The organism is Fibrobacter sp. UWH4 (assembly GCF_900142475.1).
GTDB lineage: Bacteria > Fibrobacterota > Fibrobacteria > Fibrobacterales > Fibrobacteraceae > Fibrobacter.
In genome coordinates, this window is the sequence record NZ_FRAY01000003.1 from 397,811 (window position 1) to 422,503 (window position 24,693).

21 protein-coding genes and 2 tRNA genes are annotated in these 24,693 nt (G+C 50.3%); 15 read left to right on the plus strand and 8 right to left on the minus strand.

Features of this window, described 5'->3' with window-relative positions:
- Positions 1–5: 5 nt before the first annotated feature.
- Positions 6–1,367 (minus strand): aminopeptidase P family protein, encoded by a 1,362-nt coding sequence (locus BUA93_RS06995; RefSeq protein ID WP_072978440.1) that lies wholly within the window; start codon positions 1,365–1,367, stop codon positions 6–8.
- A 120-nt stretch (positions 1,368–1,487) separates the two neighbouring features.
- Here BUA93_RS06995 and BUA93_RS07000 point away from each other — a divergent pair, with 120 nt between their 5' ends.
- From BUA93_RS07000 to BUA93_RS07025, 6 genes are all read left to right on the plus strand, one after another.
- Entirely contained in the window at positions 1,488–1,766 is a 279-nt protein-coding gene (locus BUA93_RS07000; RefSeq protein WP_371359297.1) for a hypothetical protein, read from the plus strand.
- Between the two features lie 19 nt (positions 1,767–1,785).
- Entirely contained in the window at positions 1,786–2,733 is a 948-nt protein-coding gene (locus tag BUA93_RS07005) for a PhoH family protein (RefSeq protein ID WP_072978442.1), read from the plus strand.
- A 1-nt stretch (position 2,734) separates the two neighbouring features.
- A complete protein-coding gene (locus BUA93_RS07010) occupies positions 2,735–5,020 on the plus strand; it encodes an HD family phosphohydrolase (protein WP_072978443.1) in 2,286 nt (761 codons plus the stop codon).
- Between the two features lie 112 nt (positions 5,021–5,132).
- Positions 5,133–5,321: a hypothetical protein gene (locus BUA93_RS07015; RefSeq protein ID WP_072797772.1), complete on the plus strand. Its 189-nt coding sequence runs from the start codon at positions 5,133–5,135 to the stop codon at positions 5,319–5,321.
- Positions 5,322–5,328: 7 nt separating this feature from the next.
- A tRNA-Val gene (locus tag BUA93_RS07020) sits at positions 5,329–5,403 on the plus strand.
- A 23-nt stretch (positions 5,404–5,426) separates the two neighbouring features.
- Positions 5,427–5,502: transfer RNA gene (locus tag BUA93_RS07025), tRNA-Asp, on the plus strand.
- Between the two features lie 403 nt (positions 5,503–5,905).
- Here BUA93_RS07025 and BUA93_RS15905 read toward each other — a convergent pair.
- The gene (locus BUA93_RS15905) at positions 5,906–7,078 is read right to left on the minus strand and encodes an RICIN domain-containing protein (protein WP_072978444.1); all 1,173 of its coding nucleotides are present in this window, start codon (positions 7,076–7,078) and stop codon (positions 5,906–5,908) included.
- Positions 7,079–7,296: 218 nt separating this feature from the next.
- Here BUA93_RS15905 and BUA93_RS07035 point away from each other — a divergent pair, with 218 nt between their 5' ends.
- From BUA93_RS07035 to BUA93_RS07060, 6 genes are all read left to right on the plus strand, one after another.
- Entirely contained in the window at positions 7,297–7,692 is a 396-nt protein-coding gene (locus BUA93_RS07035; protein ID WP_072978445.1) for a DUF4398 domain-containing protein, read from the plus strand.
- On the plus strand, positions 7,692–8,747 hold the full coding sequence (locus BUA93_RS07040) for an OmpA family protein (protein ID WP_254793893.1): 1,056 nt from the start codon (positions 7,692–7,694) through the stop codon (positions 8,745–8,747). The genes BUA93_RS07035 and BUA93_RS07040 overlap by 1 nt, the downstream gene beginning before the upstream one ends.
- A gap of 146 nt (positions 8,748–8,893) precedes the next feature.
- A complete protein-coding gene (locus BUA93_RS07045) occupies positions 8,894–9,895 on the plus strand; it encodes a class II fructose-bisphosphate aldolase (protein ID WP_072978447.1) in 1,002 nt (333 codons plus the stop codon).
- Between the two features lie 302 nt (positions 9,896–10,197).
- On the plus strand, positions 10,198–11,010 hold the full coding sequence (locus tag BUA93_RS07050; protein WP_072978448.1) for a hypothetical protein: 813 nt from the start codon (positions 10,198–10,200) through the stop codon (positions 11,008–11,010).
- Between the two features lie 121 nt (positions 11,011–11,131).
- Positions 11,132–11,929, plus strand: coding sequence for a hypothetical protein (locus BUA93_RS07055; protein ID WP_072978449.1), 798 nt, complete (start codon positions 11,132–11,134; stop codon positions 11,927–11,929).
- A gap of 65 nt (positions 11,930–11,994) precedes the next feature.
- On the plus strand, positions 11,995–13,461 hold the full coding sequence (locus tag BUA93_RS07060; RefSeq protein ID WP_072978450.1) for a leucyl aminopeptidase family protein: 1,467 nt from the start codon (positions 11,995–11,997) through the stop codon (positions 13,459–13,461).
- A 131-nt stretch (positions 13,462–13,592) separates the two neighbouring features.
- Here the strand turns inward: BUA93_RS07060 and BUA93_RS07065 are convergent, their stop codons facing one another.
- Both BUA93_RS07065 and BUA93_RS07070 read right to left on the minus strand, forming a co-directional pair.
- The gene (locus tag BUA93_RS07065) at positions 13,593–14,354 is read right to left on the minus strand and encodes a hypothetical protein (RefSeq protein ID WP_072978451.1); all 762 of its coding nucleotides are present in this window, start codon (positions 14,352–14,354) and stop codon (positions 13,593–13,595) included.
- A 1-nt stretch (position 14,355) separates the two neighbouring features.
- Positions 14,356–15,369: a hypothetical protein gene (locus BUA93_RS07070; RefSeq protein ID WP_139257856.1), complete on the minus strand. Its 1,014-nt coding sequence runs from the start codon at positions 15,367–15,369 to the stop codon at positions 14,356–14,358.
- Between the two features lie 129 nt (positions 15,370–15,498).
- Between BUA93_RS07070 and guaA the strand changes: the two genes are divergently transcribed.
- Positions 15,499–17,334, plus strand: a complete 1,836-nt coding sequence (gene guaA, locus BUA93_RS07080; protein WP_072978454.1) for a glutamine-hydrolyzing GMP synthase — start codon at positions 15,499–15,501, stop codon at positions 17,332–17,334.
- Between the two features lie 306 nt (positions 17,335–17,640).
- On the opposite strand, the gene BUA93_RS07085 is transcribed toward guaA, so the two are convergent.
- Positions 17,641–17,928 (minus strand): GIY-YIG nuclease family protein, encoded by a 288-nt coding sequence (locus BUA93_RS07085; protein ID WP_072978455.1) that lies wholly within the window; start codon positions 17,926–17,928, stop codon positions 17,641–17,643.
- Positions 17,929–18,310: 382 nt separating this feature from the next.
- On the opposite strand from BUA93_RS07085, the gene BUA93_RS07090 reads away from it, so the two are divergent.
- Together BUA93_RS07090 and BUA93_RS07095 are read left to right on the plus strand one after the other, a co-directional pair.
- Entirely contained in the window at positions 18,311–18,910 is a 600-nt protein-coding gene (locus tag BUA93_RS07090) for a TIGR01440 family protein (RefSeq protein WP_072978456.1), read from the plus strand.
- A 223-nt stretch (positions 18,911–19,133) separates the two neighbouring features.
- A complete protein-coding gene (locus tag BUA93_RS07095) occupies positions 19,134–20,852 on the plus strand; it encodes an EAL domain-containing protein (protein WP_072978457.1) in 1,719 nt (572 codons plus the stop codon).
- Here BUA93_RS07095 and cobA read toward each other — a convergent pair.
- Genes cobA through hemA form a run of 3 tightly spaced genes read right to left on the minus strand, consistent with a single transcriptional unit; the run spans position 20,849 to position 24,692 of the window.
- Complete coding sequence (cobA, locus tag BUA93_RS07100; RefSeq protein ID WP_072978458.1) at positions 20,849–22,465, minus strand: uroporphyrinogen-III C-methyltransferase; 1,617 nt, start codon at positions 22,463–22,465, stop codon at positions 20,849–20,851. The two genes, BUA93_RS07095 and cobA, sit on opposite strands and share 4 nt — an antisense overlap.
- 24 nt (positions 22,466–22,489) lie before the next feature.
- The gene (gene hemC, locus BUA93_RS07105; protein ID WP_072978459.1) at positions 22,490–23,464 is read right to left on the minus strand and encodes a hydroxymethylbilane synthase; all 975 of its coding nucleotides are present in this window, start codon (positions 23,462–23,464) and stop codon (positions 22,490–22,492) included.
- Positions 23,457–24,692: a glutamyl-tRNA reductase gene (gene hemA / locus BUA93_RS07110; protein WP_072978460.1), complete on the minus strand. Its 1,236-nt coding sequence runs from the start codon at positions 24,690–24,692 to the stop codon at positions 23,457–23,459. Before hemA ends, hemC begins: the two co-directional genes overlap by 8 nt.
- Position 24,693 lies beyond the last annotated feature (1 nt).

Here is a 24,693-nt window from a genome sequence, read left to right on the forward strand (position 1 = left end):
CAAAGCTACGCCATCAATTTTTCTAGATCCGCGACGGTCCTAGGAATGTTTTGCGAAATGTTCCTGAAACCGTCCTTGGTAATCAGCAGGTCGTCCTCGATGCGGATGCCGATTTTTTCGCGGTATTTCTTGCCGTCGATAGTCGCCTCAAATTCACCGTAGAGGCCGGGTTCGCAAGAAATCAGCATTCCCGGACGCAAAACGGTTTCAAGCGAGCGGGTGCCGGGTTCACCTTCGTGAATCTGTTCACCGATGAAATGACTTACGCCGTGCGGGCGCTTGTCGTAAAGCAACTTGAATTTACCCTTGCACCCTTTGACCAACCGGGCCTCCAGTTCGCGTATGATAAAGTCCCAGGGAATGTTCCCGATTTCTTTGAGGGGCACTCCAGGGCGTACGGCCTTCTGGTATTCCGCGGCGGAGTCAAGGACGATTTCGTACAACATTTTTTGAAGCGGATTGAATTTGCCGCTCACCGGAATTGTGCGGGAAATGTCGCTGTGGAGAGTCCCGATGCGGATGCCGAAATCTAGGAGCACCAGCTCCCCCGCCTTAAGGGGTTCGTCTTTTTTCACGTAATGGAGACAGCAGGCGTTCTCGCCTCCGGCGACGATTGTCGGGAAAGCGAGATCGCCGTCACTTGCGCGCTGCATCTCGTAGTCGAGGGCAAGGCCCAAGGCGCGTTCATTCTTGAAAGAGGACATGTTCGCGAGGATCGTGCGGAACGCATGGTCCGTTACAGCCTGCGCCGCTTCGGCGTCCTTGATGCGTTCGGGTTCGAGCGGCAGTCTTAGCGACCAGTGGAGGGCCGCTGCACTCTTGAGTTTGATACCCGTGGGCTTAAGCGCCTTGAGCAACTGATGCCTGAACCGGTCGTTGTGGTCTTCCTTGAATTTTTCGAAGAAATACGCATAGGCATACGAGCCCTTGGGAAGTTTCCTTGCGCGGGCCACCACCGTATCCATCAATTCATCTACGGGGCGCACGTCCTTGATTCCTGTGATGCGGGCGACTTCGTTATTGTCTTCCAGATACCCGAGGCGTTTGCCGTTCCAGAATTCCTTGAACGGATCTTTCGGAGGAACGAACAGGATTTCGTCGTTGGTTTTCGGATCGAGCAAGAGGTAACACCCCGGCTGGTTTATTCCCGTAAGATACAGGAAGGCGGGTTCCTGTACCATCTTGTTCCAGGTCTGCACGAACGCTTCTTCGCTTCCCGGTTCAATGGGCATTCCGGCAATCACGAAAAAGGAGTCCAGTTCCTTGAGCATGGCCTTGCGGCGTTTTTTGTATAAATTCTTGGCATTATAGAGCGAAGATTCGATAAAGACCTGAGAATAGGGTCTGGAGCAAGTGTTTACAACCATATTATCCTCAAAAAAGGTGTTTTTTCGCAATAAATTTACCATTTTTGTTCCCTTTTCGGCTCAAATTATTATAGATTTTAGGCATCACAGACTAGAATGGAGCCTGATTAAATGTCTCTTTTGAAAAATTGGAAATTTCTCCTTGCAGCTATGACTGTTGCCATGTTCACCGCTTGCGCCGGCTCTTCCGGTGGTTCTAGCGACGATTACGATAACGCCGACGGATCCGAAGAATCTGTTCAGAGGTCTGCCCCGAAGGAAAAGATTGACGAAAACAAGCTGAAGAAGACCGAAGAAGAAGCGGTCGCCATTACCGAAGAAAACCACAAGCTCCGCAAGGAAATCTTCGAAGCCAAGAACAAGCTCGGTATTTCTACAGCTCCTGCTGCCGAAGAGTAATCATAGCCACGCGTTCTAGATGGACGAACAACGCTATTCCCTATCGGATGACCTGAAACGAATGGTTTCAGGCGAGAACGAAACGGTTTTCCGCTTATTGGAGAGCCGTTTTTGTGTTGAAATACAGACGAGGCTTCCGGGACTACGCATTATTGCGAAGGAAAACGGAGACTTGCCTGGTGTTTTGGCCGTTCTAGACCAGTTGAAGATGGCCGCAAAAAACGGCAAGGTTCTTTCGTCCGGAGCTCTTTCGAGACTGCTGGATCCTGCCGACACGGGTGAATTTGATTCATCCGGAGAGATCCCGACGGCCCCTATTTTCAGGAACCGTATGGGAGTTTCGGTGTTCGCGAAGACCAAGGCTCAGGCCGAACTGGTGCACGCAGTCGAACATAACGACATCATCTTCGCGAAGGGCCCTGCCGGAACCGGCAAGACCTTCCTTGCCGTGACACTCGCCGTGGCAAGCCTAGAACGCCATGAGGCAGAACGCATCTGCCTGGTGCGCCCGGCAGTCGAGGCGGGTGAATCGCTCGGCTACCTGCCCGGCGACCTCAAGGAAAAAATCGCACCGTACCTGCGCCCCATCCACGACAGCCTCGCCGAACTGCTTCCCGCAGAAAAGCTCCGCCGCTACGAAGAAACGGGGTCCATCGAAGTCGCCCCGCTCGCCTACATGCGCGGCCGCACGCTCAAGCGAGCATTCATCATCTTGGACGAGGCGCAGAACACGACCCCCGAGCAGATGAAGATGTTCCTCACCCGACTCGGTCCCCATAGCAAGGCAATCATCACCGGGGACGCGACCCAGGTGGACTTGGCCAAGGGACAGAAATCAGGGCTCGTGCACGCTATGAACCTGCTCAAGGGAATCCGCGGAATCGCGCAGGTGGAATTCGAGTCGACGGACGTGCTCCGCCACCCGCTCGTGAAAGACATTTTGAAAGCTTACGAAGGATCGTCGTAGAATGAAAAAGAAAAAAATGAGAATTCACTTTATCATTGGATGGCTTCTGGTTGTTGCCGCCGCCATTTTCCTTTTTCCGGACCGCAACATCGCCCTCCAGTCCGAACGTCCTCACCTGGGCCAGGTGAGCACACGCACGATTGTCGCCCCCATCAATTTCGAGGTGCCCAAGTCCGAACAGGAAATCGAAGCTGAAAAGACCCGTGCCGCCGAAAAGGTGAACGCTATCTTCGGTTTCAACAGCGACGAGACCAACCGCGTTTCTGAAGACTTGAAGTTGTTCCTGCACAAGCTTGCCCAATACGGTTCCCTGCAATCGCAGATAAACCAGCTGAACGCAAGCGGTGACGGTGATTCGTCTGTGCAGCCCAAAGTCGTGCAGGCCTCCCGTATTTACGAAGTCCTGAAGCAGCGCATTTCGACTTCGGCTATCAAGCCGCTGAGCCAGAACTCGAAGGCCCGCGACTCGCTCCTTTCCGTGTTTAACCGCATGCTCCAGATGGGCGTGTCCAACACCTTTATCGCAAGTACCGAAACTGCCGCGCAGCTTTACCGCGACAACTACAACCTGCAAGATTTCAAGTACATCATCTATAACAAGCCGAACATCACGCTGATCAAGGACAACGAAAAGTCCACCGTCGAAGTGAGCACGATCCAGCCGCTCCGCCGCCGTATCGACGAAGCGTTCGCCCAGCTGCAGATGAGTTTCCCGAACGAACAGGGGCTATTGAGCGCTTTCTACGAAACGTTGTTCGTGTTCATGATGCCGAACGTCTTCTACCTTGAAAAAGAAACGGTCGCGAGCCGCGAAGACGCCCGTAACAAAGTGACGCTGATCAAAGGTATGGTTCCCCGTGGCATGGAAATTGTGGCGCAGGGAGCTCCCATTACCAAGGACATTCTTGAAAAGATCGACGCTCTGCAGCGGGCCCAGCAGAAGGAAGAAAATTCCAAGACATTTACGGCTATCTACGGTAACGCACTTGTCTTTACCATCATCATCACTTTCTTTTTCCTGTTCCTTTTCAACTCTCCCTCGCGGGGCATGTTCAAGACGGCGCGCCAGCTGTGGAGCTTGATTGCGCTTGCCCTATTGCAGCTTGTCGCATTCTGGGGCGTACACCACCTTTCCGGAAGTATCAGCAGCGCAGACATTTCAATAATACCTGAAAACCTTGACTTTATGTGGCTCTATCCGGTCGCATTCGCGCCTGTTACCGCAACGGTGCTCTACGATCGCCGCCTTGGAATTGCCTTTAGCGTATTCTCTTCGTTGATTTTCGGAATCCTGAACGGTTACGACCTCGCAGCGATGGTCTGTGCATTCAGCGTGACCTTTGCCGCCACCTACCCCATTGCAAGAATGCGTTACCGCGTCCAGTTCGTATGGGGAATCATTGTCGGCGTTCTGGCTATGGCCGCCGCCATCAGCGTGATGTACCTCCTGCGCAACCGCCTTTCCCTGGAAGCGTTCTACCAGAACCTGATTGTGGGAAGTGCAAATATCGTGCTCTGCTACGCTCTCGCCTCTGTCGCGTTGATCCACTTGATGGAACGCATCTTCGGAATCACGACCGTACTCACCCTCATGGAAATGTCGGACTTCAACCGTCCGGCCCTTAAGCGTATTTCTGAATATGCTCCTGGAACTTTCCACCATAGCATCCAGGTGTCGAACCTTGCAGAACATGTCGCCGAAAGTATCGGAGCCAATTCACTCCTCGTGCGCGTAATGGCTCTGTACCACGACATCGGCAAGACGATGCGCCCCGAGTACTTTACAGAAAACCAGAAGCAGGGCGTAAACCCGCACAACAATATCGATCCCCTGCAGTCCGTCAAAATTATCACTGGACATGTGGAACAGGGAACGGCGCTTGCAAATGAATACAACATACCGTCGCTTGTCGCTGCCGGTATTCGCGAACATCACGGTTCTTCGATTATCCAGTACTTCTACCACAAGGCTCTCGAAAATGCCAAGGAAACCGGAGAAGAAGTCAAGGTCGAAGACTACAGCTACAAGGGTCCGAAACCGCAGAGCAAGGAAACGGCTATTCTCATGCTCGCTGACATTATCGAGGCTACCAGCCGCTCCATGACCGATACGAGCCCCGAGGCATTGGCGGCGATGATCCACAAGACCATCGAAAGTCGCTTTACCGAAGGCCAGTTCAACGAATGCAACCTTTCGATCAAGGAACTTTCCAAGCTTGAAAAGGCTTTCTTGAATAGCTTGGACGGCACGTACCATACACGAGTCAAATATCCTGGTCAAAAATAATATCAGCGGGCTCTAATGCAAAAAAAATGCGCTTTTTAGTCCCAAATCGGTTGACAAGAACATAAAACTTTGTATATTTGGCTTCGTAATCTTGAGATGAGGATTAATACTGATGGATAAAAAGAATATCATTCTGATTGCTCTCGGTGTGTTACTCCTCGTAATCGGTTTCATTTGCCTCGCCACTGGCCCTGCAGACAATCCGGTTTCTCTCACGGTTGCACCGCTTATTTTGGTTGCCGCCTACCTGGTCGTAATTCCGGTCGGAATCCTCTGGAAAGGCAAAAATCAAGACAAGTAAAAATTTCGGGCGATTAGCTCAGTTGGTTCAGAGCGTCTGCCTTACAAGCAGAATGTCAGCGGTTCGAATCCGTTATCGCCCACTACCGAAAATCGGAAACGATTTGGGGTGGTAGCTCAATTTTGGTTAGAGCACCGGCCTGTCACGCCGGAGGTTGCGAGTTCAAGCCTCGTCTATCCCGCGAAAAACGCCTCTCAATAGAGAGGCGTTTTAGTTTACTGAACAAAGTGAAGTAAACTAAATACACACCTTCATCTTGAAGGTCTTTTTCGTTTGTTGTGCGAAAACTTTTGTGGAGCAAAACAGAGTCACTCAAGATTCCTTGCCATAGAGCGTTACATACTAAACGCAAAAAAAACAATTTAGTATGTAAAAAACGGCTTACTCGCAGTCGAAAAAGCCCAAAAAAGACGATTATGACGCCTGTATATGAAAAAAAACTCTCTAAAAAGGGCTTTTTAATACCGAAATTACATACTAACCATACCAAATGCGACAATTAGTATGTAAGGCTTGATGCATCAACAATACAATTACATACCAAAACACCCAAAAATCAATTAAGGTATGTAAAAATGCGTTAATTAGGGTTTCTTTTTGAACAGGATTGTTCCACGAGCACGGCTCAACGCCTGCTTGCGAACTTGACGGCCCTTCAAGTCGAAGGTTCTCGTTGGTAGGCGGAGTTGCTGCAATTTCATTATCTGTTTTGCGGCAATATCGGTCTTGGAAGTATCCTGTTTACTCGTATCCGCGACTGAGGTGTCAGCAGACGAGGTGTCGATTTCAGAAGTTTCAAGAAGCTGCCAAATAAAATCGTCGCCGGAGCCCTTCGGGTTCTGCACCACGGTCGTTCCTACCGCTTGGAGGTAATGTCCGCTTTTGAAATTCTTGAGGTAGAATGCGTTCGGCGTATCGACCATTGCCTCTTCAAAAATATACCGCTGGTGCGCGCCGCCGTTGTAGCCATAGGTCGATGCCTTCACGCCAGCCGCAGTCGATTCGTTCGGGATGTCGATTACGCGGCTCCCCATCTGAACATAATAGGTAACGGGGTTGTCGCCAACAGAGAAAATCTTCACGAAAGTCGCTGACTCACTACAATCCATCAATTCCAGTGCGTTGGAAGATGTAATCCCCATGCAATTTTTGGTGTCGCCGAGGGACTTGATTCTCCCCTCCTTAAAAAATGCCACCTTGAAAAGTTGCTGGTATATAGTCTCTACGATAAGCACGTGGTTTATCAGATCCTGTTCGGACTTGGCTTCGCTCGCCTGGTTCAAACCGTACGGCCAAATATGCTGACGGTCGCAATGGAGTTCCGCGTTCGGTCCGTCCATTTCGCGGAGTTTCGCCTGAACCTTGTCATTCCTGAAAACTCCGTCCACGCATGTTGCTGCGTATTCTGACGTGGTGCCAACACCCATCGTGTGCGCCATTTCGTGCATTGCGGTCGGCACGACCATGTAGCTGCGGTTCTCGCCAAAACGCAAGTCTCCGTTGCTGCTGGCCTCGGCCGTGGGCACGCCCGGCGCATAATACACGTTGATGTATTTCGAAAGGTTCGAGTAAGTATTGTAGAGCTTGACTGCTGAATCCATCACGGCCGTGATTCGTTTATAGGCGTCCTGCTCGTCGGCGCTCGGATTTGCCGATTTGTGGAGCGTATATTCTACGGCCGCTAGGGAGTTTGCCGCAAGGCATGCGACAAGCGAAAAGGACAAGGCGACGGGTTTAATTATAGCAGCAATATTCATCAGTTCTCCAATCCAGACACATGTTTAAATTTATATACAAAAATTTAATTTATCAAGTAAAATTTTAGTAGGAGAAGAGATGCCTGGTCAAGTCGGGCAAGACAATAAAAAGCCTGGCGTACGTGCTGGCGTATGAAGCCCAATGAGGGGGACTTCTCCCCCATCAATATTTTTTTGTACATTTATCATACCATAAATTAACCCGATGGGAGTATTAGATGAAAACAAAATATTTAATTGCGGGAACGGCTCTTGCCTCCCTCGCATTCTTGTCCGGTTGCGCCGCTAGCGTAAACGCCACAAAGTCCATTGAAGTTGCCGACAGCAACAAGGCTATTGCCGAAGAAACAAAGGCAGACACCGCCCAGATCGAAGCCGCCAACGCAAAATTGGATTCTGCGAAGGCCCTGCAGGCAAGTGGTGAAGAAGAACAGGCTGCCGCTCTCGCCGAAGAAAGTGTCCTGGATTACAAACTCGCTGTTGCAAACGCCGAACTGAAAGCCGCCAAGACCGAAGACGAAAAGGTCGAAAAGGAACTGAGAGGCGATGTCGAACGCAAGCTCATCTACCAGAGCATCCTTGACCAGGAAACCAAGAACGGAGGTGCCAAGTAATGAAAACGAGAAATCTTTTGATGATTAGCGCCATGGCAGCCGCCTTCACCTTCGCTGCCGAAGAAGCCGCCCCCGAACAGGCCGCACCGAACGCCGTGGAAACATGCCAGGCCGCCATCGATAACGCCGCAAAGGATATCCCCGCCAACGCCACTGCAGCAAAGTACTCCCTCGCCGGCGCCAAGTCGACACTCGCTGACCTGGACGCCGCCTACAAAGATGACCCGGAATCTGACCAGGTGAAATCGCTTTCTAGCAAGTGCGATACTCAGGTGAAGATCGCCGCTATCCAGGCAGAAACCCAGAAGGTCCGCAACAGCACTGCCGAAAAGTGGGAAAAGCGCGCCGCCACCGCCCGTTCTATCGAAGCGATCCAGGAGCAGATCAACCAGGCCCGTAGCGGTAAGGTGAATGACCTCGAAGCAGAAAAGGCCAAGATGAAGGACCAGGAAGCACGCCTCCAGGCCGAAATGCAGCAGAACCAGGAGAAGTTCCAGGCCGAAGCTGCCGCCCAGGAAGCTGCGTTGAAGGCCGCGAGCGAACGCGAAGCAGACCTGCAGAAGAAACTCGCCGAAGAGCAGAAGGCTCTCGCCGAAGAACGCGCCAAGGCCGAAGCACGCCAGCAGGAAGCCATGAACAAGCTGAACGAATTGCAGTCCCAGATGATTCAGGTGTCCAAGGACGCCCGCGGCATTATCCTTTCCATGTCCGACATCCTGTTCGCCGTGAACAAGGCTGACTTGAAAGCTGACCTGAAGACGAGCCTTGCCAAGGTCGCCGGCATTCTTTCCGTGTACCAGCAGTTCAACGTGTCCATCGAAGGTAACACTGACAACACCGGTTCTGCCGAACACAATATGAAGCTTTCCCAGCAACGCGCCGACAACGTGAAGGCATTCCTCGTGGAACAGGGTATCGCCGAAGACCGCCTGACCGCCAAGGGGCTCGGCATGACCATGCCGGTCGCCGACAACTCCACCAAGGAAGGCCGTCAGAAGAACCGCCGCGTGGACCTCGTGATCCAGGACAAGGCCCTGCAGCAGGAAGCGAAGTAATTTCAGATTTCTGATTTCGGAGTTCGGAATTGTTTTTTGGAGGTTAATTCTGAAATCTGAATTCCGAATTCCGATTTTTTTACTAAATTTAGCTCGTAACTTTTAACCGGCGATGCAAGTCGCCAAAGAATCAAGAGGTAAAACAAATGGCAGTTTCTTACAAGGAACTCGGCCTGGTGAACACCAGGGAAATGTTTGCAAAGGCTGTTAAGGGTGGCTACGCCATCCCGGCTTTCAACTTCAACACCATGGAACAGATGCAGGCCATCGTGCAGGCTGCTGTGAAGCAGAAGTCTCCGGTGATCATGCAGGTCTCTAAGGGTGCCCGCAACTACGCAAACGGCACCATCCTCCGCTACATGGCTCAGGGTGCTGTTGAATACGCCAAGGAACTCGGCTGCGCCAATCCGCAGATCGTGCTCCACCTCGACCACGGTGACTCTTTCGAACTCTGCAAGGATTGCATCGACAACGGTTTCTCTTCCGTGATGATCGACGGTTCCGCTCTTCCGTACGAAGACAACATCGCCCTCACCAAGAAGGTTGTTGAATACGCTCACCAGCACGACGTGACCGTCGAAGCTGAACTCGGCGTTCTCGCCGGTGTGGAAGACGAAGTCCAGGCTGAAGAATCTCACTACACCAAGCCGGAAGAAGTGATCGACTTCGCTACCCGTACGGGCTGCGACTCCCTCGCAATCTCCATCGGTACCAGCCACGGTGCTTACAAGTTCAAGCCGGAACAGTGCACTCGCGACCCGAAGACTGGCAAGCTCGTTCCGCCTCCCCTGGCATTCGACGTGCTCCACGCCATCGAAAAGAAGCTCCCGGGCTTCCCGATCGTTCTCCACGGTTCTTCTTCTGTTCCGCAGGACGAAGTCGATACCATCAACGCCCACGGTGGTAAGCTCCCGGATGCCGTCGGTATTCCGGAAGAACAGCTCCGCGAAGCTTCCAAGTCCGCTGTCTGCAAGATCAACATCGACTCTGACAGCCGTCTCGCCATGACTGCCGCTATCCGTAAGTATTTCGACGAACATCCGGAACACTTCGACCCGCGCCAGTACCTCAAGCCGGCTCGCGAAAACATGCAGAAGATGTACGAACACAAGATCGTCGACGTTCTTGGTTCTAACAACAAGCTCTAATGAGACCGCTCGGCTCTATCGCAGATTAAAAATGTGATATCGCCTCGCTCTCGCAAAAGCGTGCAAAACGAGCGTCACGAAATTATGCTTGCATAATTTCATGACCGAGTGAAGCCGCGGACGCTGAAAGCGTCAACCGCCCTCGGTTAACACCCGAGGGCTTTGTTGCTCACGGGCAAACTGTAATCAGTCATCCTGGAGGTCGCGCAGCGACCGATAGGATCCAAAGCCAAAAGCTTTAAAGACCGCTAGGCAATCGCCTGGCGGTTTTTTATATTTAAAGCAAATTAAGGAGAATATTTATGATTCTCAAATCATTATTTCTAGTTTCTGTTGCCGTTTTCGCCTTGAATGAAGCAGCTTCGGCAAATACGTGTACAGACGCCGTTTTCAAGTTGAAAGCGAGTATATACACGAATCAAGTATTCGGCATTTTTATTGATTCTATATACACCAAAGAAAATACGGGAGACGAAGACTTTCAAAAATTTTATTACAGCAATGAAAAATTAGACAGCATCCTTGAATATTCTTCAACAAAGGATAATAATCCTAGTGTTGAATATTTTTATAACGATACAAATGAAACTATTTTAAAAAATCGCAATCACGAGATAATCTCAAAAGATTGTAGTACACAAGATACAATATGTTTTCATTTATCTAAATATAATAACGGGATTAAAAATGAAATAAGCAACACAACAAAAGCGACCGATTCATACATAGCGACCATTGAATATGATGACGAATCCTATTTCGTTTACGAGTACTTTTTGCAAAAAGATTCCGTTATTGAAGTAAGGACATTGAATTACAGAGATTACGGAATGAATGATACTGAAATAGAAAAATTCTTTTATATTGCAGATAAAGAAGATGATTTTAAATGCAGCCGATACAATGAAAACGGTGTTCTAAAAGAAAGTACGCTGTATGTACCCAATCACCAGGGTTACTCACTAAAAATCACTTCGGACTATTCCTTTGAAGAAATATTTTTTATCAATAATCAACAAAAGACCACTTCCATCCGCAAGACTCTCAAGCCCGTCAAAATCTCCCCCAGGGCCCGCTACTTTGACCTCCTCGGCCGTTATAAGTACACGAGATAATCCCACGTTCTGTCCGCACTGCGGGGTCGATGTCAATAGGATTCAAACAAAAAACGTTGAAACCGTTAGGCACACGCCTAGCGGTTTTTTTATATTTAAAGCAAATTAAATAGGAGGAAAAATGGAACAACTCAAAAAAAGCGATTTTATCGCCTTGTTTTTATCGAGTGTATTCGCGATAAGCACCACTGTCTCAGCCAACACTTGCACAGACGCTGTTTTCAAAGAGATTGCTGGTTACTACATGATTGAAGATAGCGGACTCCAATTAGATTCCGTCATCTCGCCAAATTTTTACAATCAAACATACACATACTCCAATGGCAAAGTGAGCAGAAGCCTATTTTTCGAGAAAGAAAGCGGCTCGACCTCCACCATGAATTACTATTGGAACAAGGATGAAAGCACCTTGACAAAACAGGGCATCGAGTATTTCATGAAGGATTCCACCTCAGGAGATACCACATTTATTTTCGAGAATTATTATGTCCAGGGAGTCTTGGGGAACCAAAAGACCATAAAGGTGACAAGTCAGTCCGCAAGCGTTCTGACAAAAGATCTGGATTTCGGTCAAGAAATTTTCGAGGAAATCATCAACAAGGGCGATTCCGTCATCTTCAACAGATACTCCGGGAAGGACAACTCGGCTGCGCTCTCCAATGCAGAAATCTATGTCAGCGATACGGAAAATACCAAATGTCTTGAACTGAACCAAAACGGAACTATCACCAACACAATCACTTACGAACCTATGACCAACGGCTATTCGTTGTCATTTTATTCCGATGGATTCATAACGATACATTATTATTCAAAACCCGAAGGAACAACAGCCCTACGCAAGACTCCCAAGCCTATCAAGATTTCCCCGAAGGCCCGCTATTTCGACCTTCTCGGCCGCTATAAATTCACGAAATAACCCCTCACCTCAAAGGGGTTAAAGCCCTGACATCAAACTTCTCTACTATTTACTACATTTAAATCATGAACTTGAATATCGTTTCTTCCGAAAATCTCAAAAACACTGACAGCAAGGCATACGCCCTGTTTTATGTCAAAGAATCTGTTCAATTTTCCACCGTTCTCTCCCCCGAAGGCGAAGAACAGGTCGAAACCATTCTGAAGGGCATGAAGGAAGGCCCCTTCGAAGACCTCGAATACCTAGAAATTGACGGTTGCAATACCATCTTTGTGGACGCCGCCAAGGAACGCGGTCTTTCCGCCCTCGACCACCTGCGCATGGCCGCCTACCGTCTCGCCAAGAAGGCGATGAAGAAACAGATTCCCTGCGTAAGCCTGTTCCTCGCCGACGCGGCCGATGAGCAGTTCAAGGCCATTTTGCACGGCCTGCATTACGCTGACTACAAGTTCGATGCCTACAAGAGCAAACAAAAGCCGAACTTCCAGGTGACCTACGAAATCGTCGCCGGCGAACACGTCAAGGATTTCAAGAAGATTGCCGAAGACGTCGCCGTAGAACAGAAGGCCATTACACTTGCTAAGAACTTGATCAACACAAGTGCTTCCGACCTCTACCCCGCCGAATTCGTGGAACGCGCAAAGACCGTCGCCAAGTACACCGAAGGCTTAAGCATCAAGGTTCGCAACATGAAGCAGCTCGAAAAGGAAGGCTTCATGGGCCACGTGACCGTCGGTAAGGGCAGTTCTCACGAGCCGCACATGATTACGCTCGAATACAAGCCCGCAAAGCGCACCTCCAAGGACCACTTGGTGATTGTCGGCAAAGGTCTCACCTTCGATACCGGCGGCCTCTGCCTGAAACCGCCTAAATCCATGCCCGAAATGATTAGCGACATGAGTGGTGCCGCGACCGCGCTCGCCGCCATCCAGGCCATTGCAACACTCAAGCTCCCGATTCGCGTGAGCGCCGTCTGCTGCCTCGCCGAAAATGCTATTGGCAATAAATCCGTGCTGCCGGGCGACATCTTTACCGCCAAGAACGGCAAGACCGTCATGGTCGACAACACTGACGCCGAAGGCCGTCTGGTCCTCTCCGACGGACTTGCCGAAGCGGGCCTTATCGGAGCAACGCACATCGTGGACCTCGCCACCCTTACGGGCGCCATGGTCCGCGCCCTCGGCTATGCCGTCACGGGATTCTTCAGCAACGATGACGACCTTGGCCTCAAGGTGATCAACTGCGGCGAAGCCTGCTGCGAAAAATTCTGGAGCATGCCGCTCGAAGAAGAATACGCCGACGCGCTCAAGGATCACTTCGCCGACCTCAAGAATACCGGCAGCGACGCAGGTGCCATTTCTGCGGCCCTCTTCCTCCAGGAATTCGTGCCCGAAAACACCGCCTGGACGCATTGGGACATCGCCGGCACCGCCTTCGTCGACAAGAAGTGGAAATACACCGAATACGGCGCAACCGGATTCGGCGTGCAGACCCTTATCCAGCTTGCCCGCGAAATGTCCTGCGGCGAATAATCGCGCAGACGAACGCGGACCAAAGTCGATTAAAGGCTCTAAAAATGGATACAAAAGATCCCGCACAGACCGTGCGGGATTTTCAGTTTATAGACAAATTTACAATTTCAATCCGAAAAATTCATCAAGAATTATTTTCTCACAATCATAATTTTGAATGCTAAAGTATAGTAGATATTTTCATCGTCTTCGTCGGTACGGTCTGGAGAATCAAATGCCATTTGTACTCCGGCTCCAACATTCCACATATCTGTCATATACCATAATTTACCGAATTCAAAACCAACACTTCCTGCTGATTGAGAGAAATAGGCTTCATCTAATGGCCTAGTGCGCCTTTCTTCGTCAAAGTACGAATCATCGTCACCTAGGTTGAAGTAGGCGATGGCAAATGAAGCACCTGCATATAGACCATATAACGGATTAGATGGATCTCTGACAAAGTAAACATTCAATCCGCCTCCAATCGCAAATCGTATTCCGCCTTCGGAATTTTTTTCAACGTAGCGGATATCGCCATTTTGTCTTTCCGCATATTCATAATCAGCTACCTTGAGCGAAGATATTTCCAAAAGACAGAACAGGGCGACTCGGCTAGAAATTATTCCGCCAAACCGAGCAGAAAATTCAGGACCCATACCGGAAAAATCAGTTTCATAGATATTCCCACTGGATTCATAGAGGATTTCTTCTTCGTCTTTTTTCTCATCGCTGATATTCAGATACTGCAAGCCCAGCGATGCTTCAAAATAGAAGGCATTGTGGATATAGGAATACTGCCCCTGACTGGCATAAGTAGCTTGAGAAGGATTGTAATCGTAAACTCCAGCATAAGAAACGGCGGCAAGGCCAAACGTTAGAAGGAGCGCATTCAATACGGATTTTAGACGCATTTTATTTTCTTATGACAGCCAGGTTGGCCGACAACGAATAGTAGTCCGAGTCGTTTCCGCTTTCGCCGTCACGAATTCCGCCATCCAACGAACCCTTTACCGTAAGGCCTACGTTCCAGGAGTCATTGACCATCCAGACCTTTCCGAGCTGCAAACCGAAGGAGAGGTCGCTCTTTGAAATTTCAAGTTCATCGTGGTCGTTATACGAAGAGGTCAAGCCAGCTTCTTCAGCGACAATACTGACCGAAGCACCGATAAAGGTTCCGTAAAAAACGCTGTTCGGATCAGGGGTAAAGAAGAAATGGGTACCGCCACCGAATGCAAAACGGATGGCGTCTGTTTCAAAATCGGCACTGGATTTTTCCCAACCGTTTTCAGTGCGGGAAGCCTTAAAATTTCCATCCATAGACGAGAATTCCAGATTGCAGTAAAGCGCCAGGCGGCTAGCGACGATTCCGCCGAACTTGAGGCCGAAATCGGGACCGAATCCCTTGAATCGGCTCTCGGCTGAGTTTCCGTTATCGCCTACGATCAGTTCACCGTTCCGTTCATCGAAATAGTCGTCATATTCCTTATTTTCAAGCCTCATGTAACGCACGCCCAAATCGGCTTCGAAGAAGAATCCGTTATGGATGTAGTTCTTTTCAGGAACTTTTTCCGGAGTGTCCGAACGAGGTTGTTGCATCGGTTGGGCAACCGGCCGCTGTGCGTAAACAGGACTCGGCTGGACATATTGTGCCGTTGGATAGATTTGCGGATGCGGGGCATATTGCGGCTGCATCATCGGTTGTTGGGACTGCGGTGGTGGCAGAGGTTGCTGAGATTGCGGAGCCTGCTGCGAAATTTTTTGTGATTGCAGTGGTTGCTGAGAAGGTTCCTGAGACGGAGCGACCGTGGGCGCGACCTGGACTTCCGTTTGTGACGGTTCAGGTTGAGAAGTAACGGTTTCTGTCGAATCGACGGCAGCATAGGCCGAAACGGCCAATCCAAGAAAGAGATAATTTAAAATACGCATAAACTAAATATAATAAAGGAAATTCAAAGTGTTCAATGTGATATGTAAAAAAAACAAAAATCAGCAATATCCATCACATCGGTGGTATTTTTATCCCAAGAAACGCAAAATATTCTATTTTTGGAGCGTATGAAGAATGTCGATACTATTGCAGTTTTGGACTTTGGCGGGCAGTACGCCCACCTGATTGCTAACCGCGTGCGCCGCCTGGGCGTGTTTACCGAAATCCACTCCCCCGCTGCTCCCGTCAGCGAGCTCGAAGGCGTGAAGGGAATCATCTACAGTGGCGGTCCCAGCAGCGTGTATGCCGCGGACGCCCCGGAATACAATCCCGAGATTTTGGACCTCCCGGTGCCGAAGCTCGGCATCTGCTACGGTCACCAGCTCATTGCCCAACAGTTAGGCGGTCACGTGGAACCGGGCAAGGTCAAGGAATACGGCATTGCCGACCTCATCGTCGGCGACGAAAAATGCCCGCTTTTGAAGAGTCTCCCGAAGGCATCCCCGATGTGGATGAGCCACGGTGACCAGGTCACGAAGCTCCCCGAGGGCTACAAGATTGTGGCCAGCACCAAGGACTGCGAAATCGCCGCTGTCGCATTCGATAGCGACAAGCCCGAACGCCAGATTTTCGGCATCCAGTTCCACCCCGAAGTCACCCACAGCAAGTTCGGCATGAAATTGCTGGAAAACTTCGTGGACTTTACCGGTGCAAAGAAGACCTGGAACATGAAGAGCTACCTGCCGCTCATCACGGAACGCATCAAGGAACAGGTCAAGGACCGCAAGGTGTTCCTGCTTGTGTCCGGCGGCGTGGACTCCACCGTTGCATTCGTGCTCTTGAACCGCGTGCTGGGCCCCGAAAAAGTCCTCGGCCTGCATGTGGATAACGGCATGATGCGCCTCGGCGAATCCCAGAAGATTATGGAATTTTTGAAGGCCGAGGGAATGAACAACCTCAAGGTCCGCGACGCCAGCGAGCACTTCCTCGCGAAGCTCAAGGGAGTGACCGCGCCCGAAACCAAGCGCGGCATCATCGGTAAGGAATTCCTGACGGTCAAGGACGAGGAAATGGCGAAGCTCAACCTCGATCCGAACCAGTGGATGATGGCGCAGGGCACTATCTACCCCGACACCATCGAAAGCGGCGGTACCAAGAACGCCGACAAGATCAAAACGCACCACAACCGCGTGCAAGAAGTCCTGGACCTTATGGAAAAGGGCCTCGTCTTGGAACCCCTCGCCGACCTATACAAGGACGAAGTCCGCGCGCTCGGCGAAGAACTCGGCATTCCGCACAACCTCGTGTGGCGTCACCCGTTCCCGGGTCCGGGCCTCGGCGTTCGCCTGCTCTGCAGCGAAGGCAAGCTCACCGACGATATGGTGAAGTTCGAAGACGTGAAGGACACCGCTGGTCAGTCCCTCGCCGACTACTTGAAGGCAAACAACATCGCGGGCCGCCTGCTCCCCATCAAGAGCGTGGGCGTGCAGGGCGACGGTCGCACCTACGCGCAACCGTTCCTCATCACCACTCCGGGTCTCTCCTGGAAGTATTGCGAAAAGTTCTCCACCGAACTTGCCAACCGCTTCAAGGCCATCAACCGCGTGATTTACCAGATTGGTAGCGTGGCCGATGAAGACCCGAAGCTTGTGGAACAGTACGCCACTCGCGAAAACTTCGATACGCTCCGCAAGTTCGACAACATTTGTACCGAATTCTTGCAGGCAAACGACTTGTACGAAAAGATCTGGCAGATGCCCGTGGTGCTCGTCCCGCTCCGCACGGCAAACAAGCCCTGCATCGTGATGCGCCCGGTGAACTCCACCGAAGCCATGACCGCCAACTTCGCTGAAATCGACCAGGGAATGCTGGCCGGACTCTGGCGCAAGTTCGAAGCCGAAGGTGCCGGAAGTTTGTGGTACGACGTGACGCACAAGCCGCCTGGAACTATTGAGTGGGAATAAGGCGAGAGTCGCGACAAAAAGCAAGCTTTTTGTCATGACCGAGCCGCGTGAACACGCGCTTGAACAAAGTGAAAGCGCCGTGGGAGTAAATCCTGCTGTCACCCTGGAGCGAGTGTAACGACCGATAGGGACCATAGATTCTATCGGCCCGATGGGTCTCCAGAATGACAATGTTTCTGTCACCCTGGAGCGAGTGTAACGACCGATAGGGACCATAGATTCTATCGGCCCGATGGGTCTCCAGAATGACAATGTTTCTGTCACCCTGGAGCGAGGCCGCTGGCCGATGCGATAGGGTCCAGTCCTCTACAGTTTAAAGAACAAATCTTCCCATTCGGGATTCATTGATTGAATCAATTCAATCTTTTTGGCTCTTAACAAGTTCTTCATGGACTTTTCACGTTCTATGGCGTGACGCATATCCGTATGCTCTTCAAAGTACCCTAACTTGTCTATGCCGTACTTTTGGGTAAAGCCCTCAAAGATTTTTTGCTTGTGTTGAGCAATACGTTCTTTTAAATTACTCGTAACGCCGACATACAATGTGCCGTTCTTCTTGTTGAACAAGATATAAGTGTATCCCCTCTTTTGCATGAGTGTAAAATACAAAATCTATTCTGGAAAAACAATGGATTCTATCGCTACACTGCGTTCCGCTCCAGAATGACATTCCAGTTGTCACCCTAGAGGGAGCGTAACGACCGATAGGGTCCATGGATTCTATCGGCCCGATGGGCCTCCAGAATGACAGAATCCAGGGTGGATTCTATCGCGCTACGCGCTCCAGAATGACAATGAGGAAAACACTTCCAGACGCTCGTCAAACAGGGCGTCGTTCAATTAAAAATGCTTGCCAAGGAATATAGTAAAAAACTATTTTTTATGAGTGGATTCTATCGCGCTACGCGCTCCAGAATGACAATGAGGAAAGCACTCTAGAATGACAATGCAGTTGGTAATGACAATGAGGTAAAACATGGCAGGTATTACATACGAGATAGACGACAAGAATGTTGTCGAACAGATTCGTAACGACGCGATGAACGCCGCCAAGGAACTTGTGGAAAAGGCACACCTCACGGCGGGCCAGATTGTGGTCATCGGTTGCAGCACGAGCTCCACGCTCGGAAACGACATCGGGAGCCATTCCGTGCCCGAAGTCGGCAAGGCGATTTTCGAAGGACTCTCCTCCGTATTCAAGCCGCTCGGCATCAACATCGCGGCGCAGTGCTGCGAGCACCTGAACCGAGCCATCATCGTCGAGCATGCGGCAGTCCCCAATGCCGAAATCGTGAACGTAGTGCCGCAGCCCAAGGCGGGCGGTTCTTTTGCGACAGCCTGCTACAGCGCCTTCGAGCATCCGGTCGCCATTGAGCATATCAAGGCAGACGCAGGCCTCGATATCGGCGGAACGCTCATCGGCATGCACCTGAAAGAAGTCGCGGTTCCTGTCCACATGCAGCTAACGCATATCGGCAAGGCAATCCTGATTGCAGCGCGCACGCGCCCGAAGTTCATCGGCGGGGAGCGCGCACACTACGACGAAAGCCTCAAGGACGGCTACCCGAAATTCTAATCATGGCAGAAATTCTTCGTTTTTCGCATAGGAAGACGTAGAATATTCCAATTTGGAGTAATAAAATTGTAGAAAAATGGAGCTTTTTTTACAGAAAAGCTCCATTTTTTATTTTCATTAGTTAAATTAAATTTGCTGAACGGAGAAAATTTTTGAAATGAATGGTGAATTTGAAAATATCAATCAAACTCAAAATTCCTTTTCCCCACCGCAGATTAATAAAATGGGGATAGGACCAGGATCTCTTGAGAAAAACGACCCCATAACAGGCCTTAACCTTGTGGCGTGGTTCTTTGAACAGACTCAAAAGAATCCCGATTTTTTTCCTTTACTCAAGTCAACCATCATATTTTTCAATGTGATGAATTTCAAGGCGATTAACCAGCGCTTTTCGTATCAAGGCGGAAATGAATACCTGTGCGAGTTCAGGGATGAGCTCTTGCGGCTTTTTAAAGGAGAAAAGGTCTTACGAGCCGGAGCCGACCATCTCGTTGTTATCAGTCTGAACCTTACTGTCGACGAAATTGGCGATCGCATTAAGATTTTAAACGAAATCATGGGCAATTCACCCAAAGGACTCCGTAACCAGATCAAGGCCGGCATCTACATTGTAGACGGGTCTACGCACAAACCTGTCATCATGATGGACAGGGCCTCCCTCGCCTGTCGTGAAGTCCACGGCATATACAACAAGGCTTACGAAGTTTACGACAGTGAACTAGCCAAAAGGCACGAACAAAAACAATATGTTCTGGAGCATTTTGAAGAAGCTTTTGAAAAAGAGTACTTCAAAGTTTACTACCAGCCCGTTGTCCGTGCGCTAACCGGAAAAATTTGCGGATACGAAGCCCTTGCCCGGTGGATTGCCCCCGATCGAGGCATGATTTCTCCCCTAATTTTTTTTGATGTTCTAGAAAAAGTCCACCTGATTCATAAACTCGATGCCTACATTATTGAACACGCCTGCAAGGACTTGCGAGACGACATCGATAGCGGCTTTGCCTACCAGCCCATTTCTGTAAACCTTTCCCGTCTCGACTTCGAATTGAGCGATATCAAGAAAATCATAGACGACGCTGTAACAAAATACAATATTCCTAAGGAATACCTGGTGCTTGAAGTTACCGAAAGCGCCTTTGCCGCAGATCTCAGTAGCTTGGGTAAAATCATCCGGGAACTCAGGGAAGAAGGCTACCAGGTGTGGCTAGACGATTTCGGCTCGGGATTCAGTTCCTTCAACAACTTGCAGAGCTATGATTTCGATTTTCTCAAGATCGACATGAACTTCTTGCGAAGCTTCGACAAGACACCGAAAACCAAGGTCATCTTGGCGTCCATCGTAGACTTGGCCAAGAAACTGGGTATCCACACGCTCGTCGAAGGTGTTGAGACTCAGGAACAGTACGAGTTCATGAAAAAAATCGGTTGCGAGTTGATTCAAGGTTACTATTTTAGCAAACCCCTGCCGCTCGAAGAATTCCACAATAGGCGTGCCGAACTTTGCTCTTTCGATACCAACGAGTCCCCGGAAGAACGACTGTATTACGACGAAATCGGTCGAATCAACTTCCTGGACAATACACCACTGCGTGAAAAGAAGATGGACATCGCAAGCGACATTCCCATTGCAATCGTCGAACGCGAAGACAGGCATTACCGCACCATATATGCCAACGAAGCCTTTTTGCGAGAAGTCCATTCATTCGGTGCAAAGGATATTCAGGACGTACTCAGGATTCTTTGGAAGCAAAACACGAGCGAAGAGGTTCAAAAATATTACGAACACATTTTGTACACCGAAGAACACCGTGTAACAATCGAATACAATATGATGTTGAATAATTACAAGGTAAACACGATCGTGCGATTCCTGAGCCGAATGGGAAACAAGGCTGTCTATGCGTTCATGACGCGCAACCTTACCTTGCACGAAAATCTTTAGCTGTAATATTCAACAATTCTTTTTACGAGCGAATCCATGGTCGTTTCTTCGGAAACGACCGTTTTGTATCCGTATTTTTGGGCGGCAGATTCTGTCATTCGGCCGATGCAGAATGCGAGCGGATGGGCATCTTGACTCACGCAGGATTTATTCAAGTTCGCAAAATTTTCGACGGCACTCGAACTTGCAAAAACGACCGCATCGGCCGTAGCAACCGCCTCGCATTTCCATTCCGGGCATTCCGTAACAGGAAGTGTCTCGTAAACAATCCAGCGGGTGGCGTGCGGTAGATACCCGAGCAAGGTATCATCGGCGAGATTTCCCTGAAGGAGGAGGATTTTCGGTTCATCTTTTGACACCTGACGGCAGTCGGCGCATTGAGACGCAAGTAACTTTCCGAGACCTTCAGCGGTGTGGTCTTCGGGAACGTAGTCGCAACGGATACCATATTCAAGGAGCTTCTTTTCGGTAATTTTCCCGACACTGGCGATTTTCTTGCCCGCGAGGACACGCACGTCATAACCCGCGGCAAACAGTTGCTTGAAGAAACTGTCGACTCCGTTCGTACTTGTGAAAGCGAGAAGGTTGAAATCCTTAAGGGTGTTAAAAACAGCAAGCCTGGATTCTATCGTTTCGCTACGCTCCACTCCAGAATGACATTTTTCATTACGATCCCCCTGGAGACACCTTGTGTCGATAGAGGCCATGTTAGACCTAATTACAAACGGACCGTCAAGCGTACGGGTTTCAATCATCGGCGATTCAATGATTTCTGCTCCGAACGCAGAGAGTCGCGATGAAATGCCGCTGGACTGCTTTGCTGCACGGGTAACCACCAGACGCTTGCCCGACAGCGGCAGGTTCTTTTTCCAGGCAAGGGTCTTGCCGAGTTCAACGACGCCGCCCATAATCGTAATCGCAGGGGCAGTCACATTTTCACGGACAATAGTCTCCCCCGCCGTTTCAAGGGTCGCCATGACGGTTCGCTGGTACGGCGTTGTCCCCTTTTCGATAAAGGCGAGCGGAGTCTTGGGATCCTTACCGCATTCCATCAGTCGATGCGCGATAAAATCCATATTCGAGATTCCCATCAAGAAGATGAGGGTCCCCGGACACTTGGCTAGAGTTTCAAAATCAAGGGAGATTTCTGCGTTATCTTTTTCGTGGCCAGTAACGATGTGGAAACTCGTGGCGATTCCACGGTGGCTTACGGGAATGCCCGCGTAAGCAGGAACAGATATGGCAGAGGTAATTCCCGGCACGACTTCGAATTCCACGCCCGCGTCCACGAGTTCAAGGGCTTCTTCGCCGCCACGACCGAATACGAACGGGTCGCCCCCCTTAAGACGGGCGATAACACCATGCGGAATTTCGCGGGCAAACTGCACGAGCAGCTTATTGATTTCGGATTGTTTGACCTTATGGTGAGTTGGCGTCTTGCCCACATCCACCATCTTGGCCTTGGCATTGCACATCGAAAGAATTGCCGGAGAAACAAGACGGTCATAGACAACCACGTCGGCACGCTCCAGGACTTCTTTGCCACGAAGTGTCAAAAGGCCAGGATCGCCAGGACCAGCACCAATCAAGAACACCTTTCCAAAATCAGACATCTTAAAACCTTTATTAACAAAAAACTACATCTGTTCGCGAATTTTTTGAGCGAGCGCCACGCCTACCGCACGGGATTGCGCAATCAAGTCGGGAGATTCAAGACTCACGGAATGCAGGATTTCGGCTCGGAGAAGGCGTTTCGAAATTTCATCCCAGTAGATACCGCGAATTTTCAATTCGCGCACGCCATCGGCAGTTGCGGCGGTGTCGACAAATTCGGCGAAACTCGCCACGGGAAATTGACAACCGGCATCGAGAGCTTTGAGGTAGGCCATTTCGGCGACGGCGATGGCATACGATTCGGCGTCATTGACATGCGCAAGAATTGCGTCTATGGATTGCTTCGGGCTATTGCCCTCGCAATGACGCAGCTGAGAAAGTGTTTCGATTGCCAAGATGCCCTGGCCCGATGCCGGGAGCATGTGCTCGGTACTGAAAAACTCTGTCACCTGGTCGGCGAGGCCCATACGCTTGAGGCCTGCGGCGGCGAGCACCACTCCGTCAAGTTCAGCCAATTTAGAAAGGCGCGTCTGGATATTCCCGCGAATAGGCACATATTCGAGATCTGGGCGAAGCGCCTTCAGTTGCACGACGCGACGGATGCTTCCTGTACCGATGCGGGCTCCTGCGGGCAGCTCCATGAACCTGCAGCCGTCCACTCCCCCGCGCGCGACAAAGGCGTCGCGCGGGTCCTCGCGGTGTAACACCGCGGCAAGCTTGAATTCCGGTAGCACTTCAGCAGGCATGTCCTTCAAGCTGTGGACGGCAATATCGGCGCGGCCCTCAAGCAAGGCGACTTCCAGCTCCTTGATGAACACGCCCTTGCCGCCGAAACTCGCCAAAGACTTGTCGAGCCGGCGGTCGCCTTCGGTCGTCATCGAGACAAGTTCGTAGCTCAGACCAGGATTCGCCTGCACGATAGCCTCGGCAACCATGGTCGTCTGCGCCATGGCAAGGGCGCTCTTACGCGTCGCGACCCGTAGCTTGAACTCACTCATGGATTGCCTCCAGACACTTCAAGAAGACTTGCACATCTTCGGGTGAATTTTCCGCCTTGACCTTGTAAAGGTAATCGTTCGCCAGTTTCTTCGCAAAGCGCTCATACATCATCGAAATTCGGTGGCGGTCTTCTTCCGCCAAATCCGGCATGGAACGCAACAACTTTTCGGATTCCTCGTTCGCCACATTCAGCATCTGCTCCGCGTGCAGGCTAATCTGCTTCGAGACATTATCCATACGGTTCCAGTGCAAGAACTCGTCGATTCCTTCTTTCAGAATTTTCTGAGCCGCTTCGAGCTCCACCATACGCAAGCGACGGTTTTCCGATACTATCTTTTCAAGATCATCGACACAGACATATTCCACACCAGCAATTTCGCCAATAGAGGCTTCCGCATTGCGCGGGCTGCCCAGGTCAATGACCAGGCGTTTGGTGTTTTCTACGGTCCCAATCGCCTTCGCATATTCCTCTTTTGTGACAATCGGTTCGTGACAGGCGCTGCAAAGAATCACGACATCGCATTTACCAATAACGCTATAGCGATCTTCAAAACGCACCGGAGTCAATACATCCGCAAATTTTTCCGCATTCGCAAAAGTCTTACTGCTGGCAAAAATGTTGGTCGTATATTCCTGCACATACTTGAGCATCAGCGAACCCATTTCGCCAAGCCCCACGATATAAACGGTTCGATTTTCAAGATCATCGAATGTCCGCTGCACCTGTTTCATCGCAAGGAACGGAATATTGCAGCTGAGCTTGCTCAAGTTCGTTTCGGTCTTGATGCGTTTGGTCGTGTGAATCGCACTCTGGAAAAGCTTGTTCAGGCTATTTCCTGTAGCGCCGAGTTCACGCGCCGTCTCGTAGGCACGCCCAATCTGGTGCAAAATCTGGTCTTCACCCATGGCCACGGAATCGAGCCCCGCACATACGTTCATCACATGATGTGCGACATCGTCTCCGGACTTGAAATAAAAGAATTTCGCAAAATCTTTATAGTCCTGTCCCGCCAGATTACATACGTACCGCACCAGTTCTTCCCCCGAAATTTCACGGTCGGAAGCCGTGTACACTTCGGTTCGATTACAGGTCGCAAGTATCAAAAGTTCGTCGAACGGAGAATCTTTCAGAGCTTCCGTCTTGACATCCATCGGAATATAGAACTTCTCGCGGATTGCAATTTCAGCCACCTTGTGGCTCATTCCTGCCATGTAGATTTTGCGCATG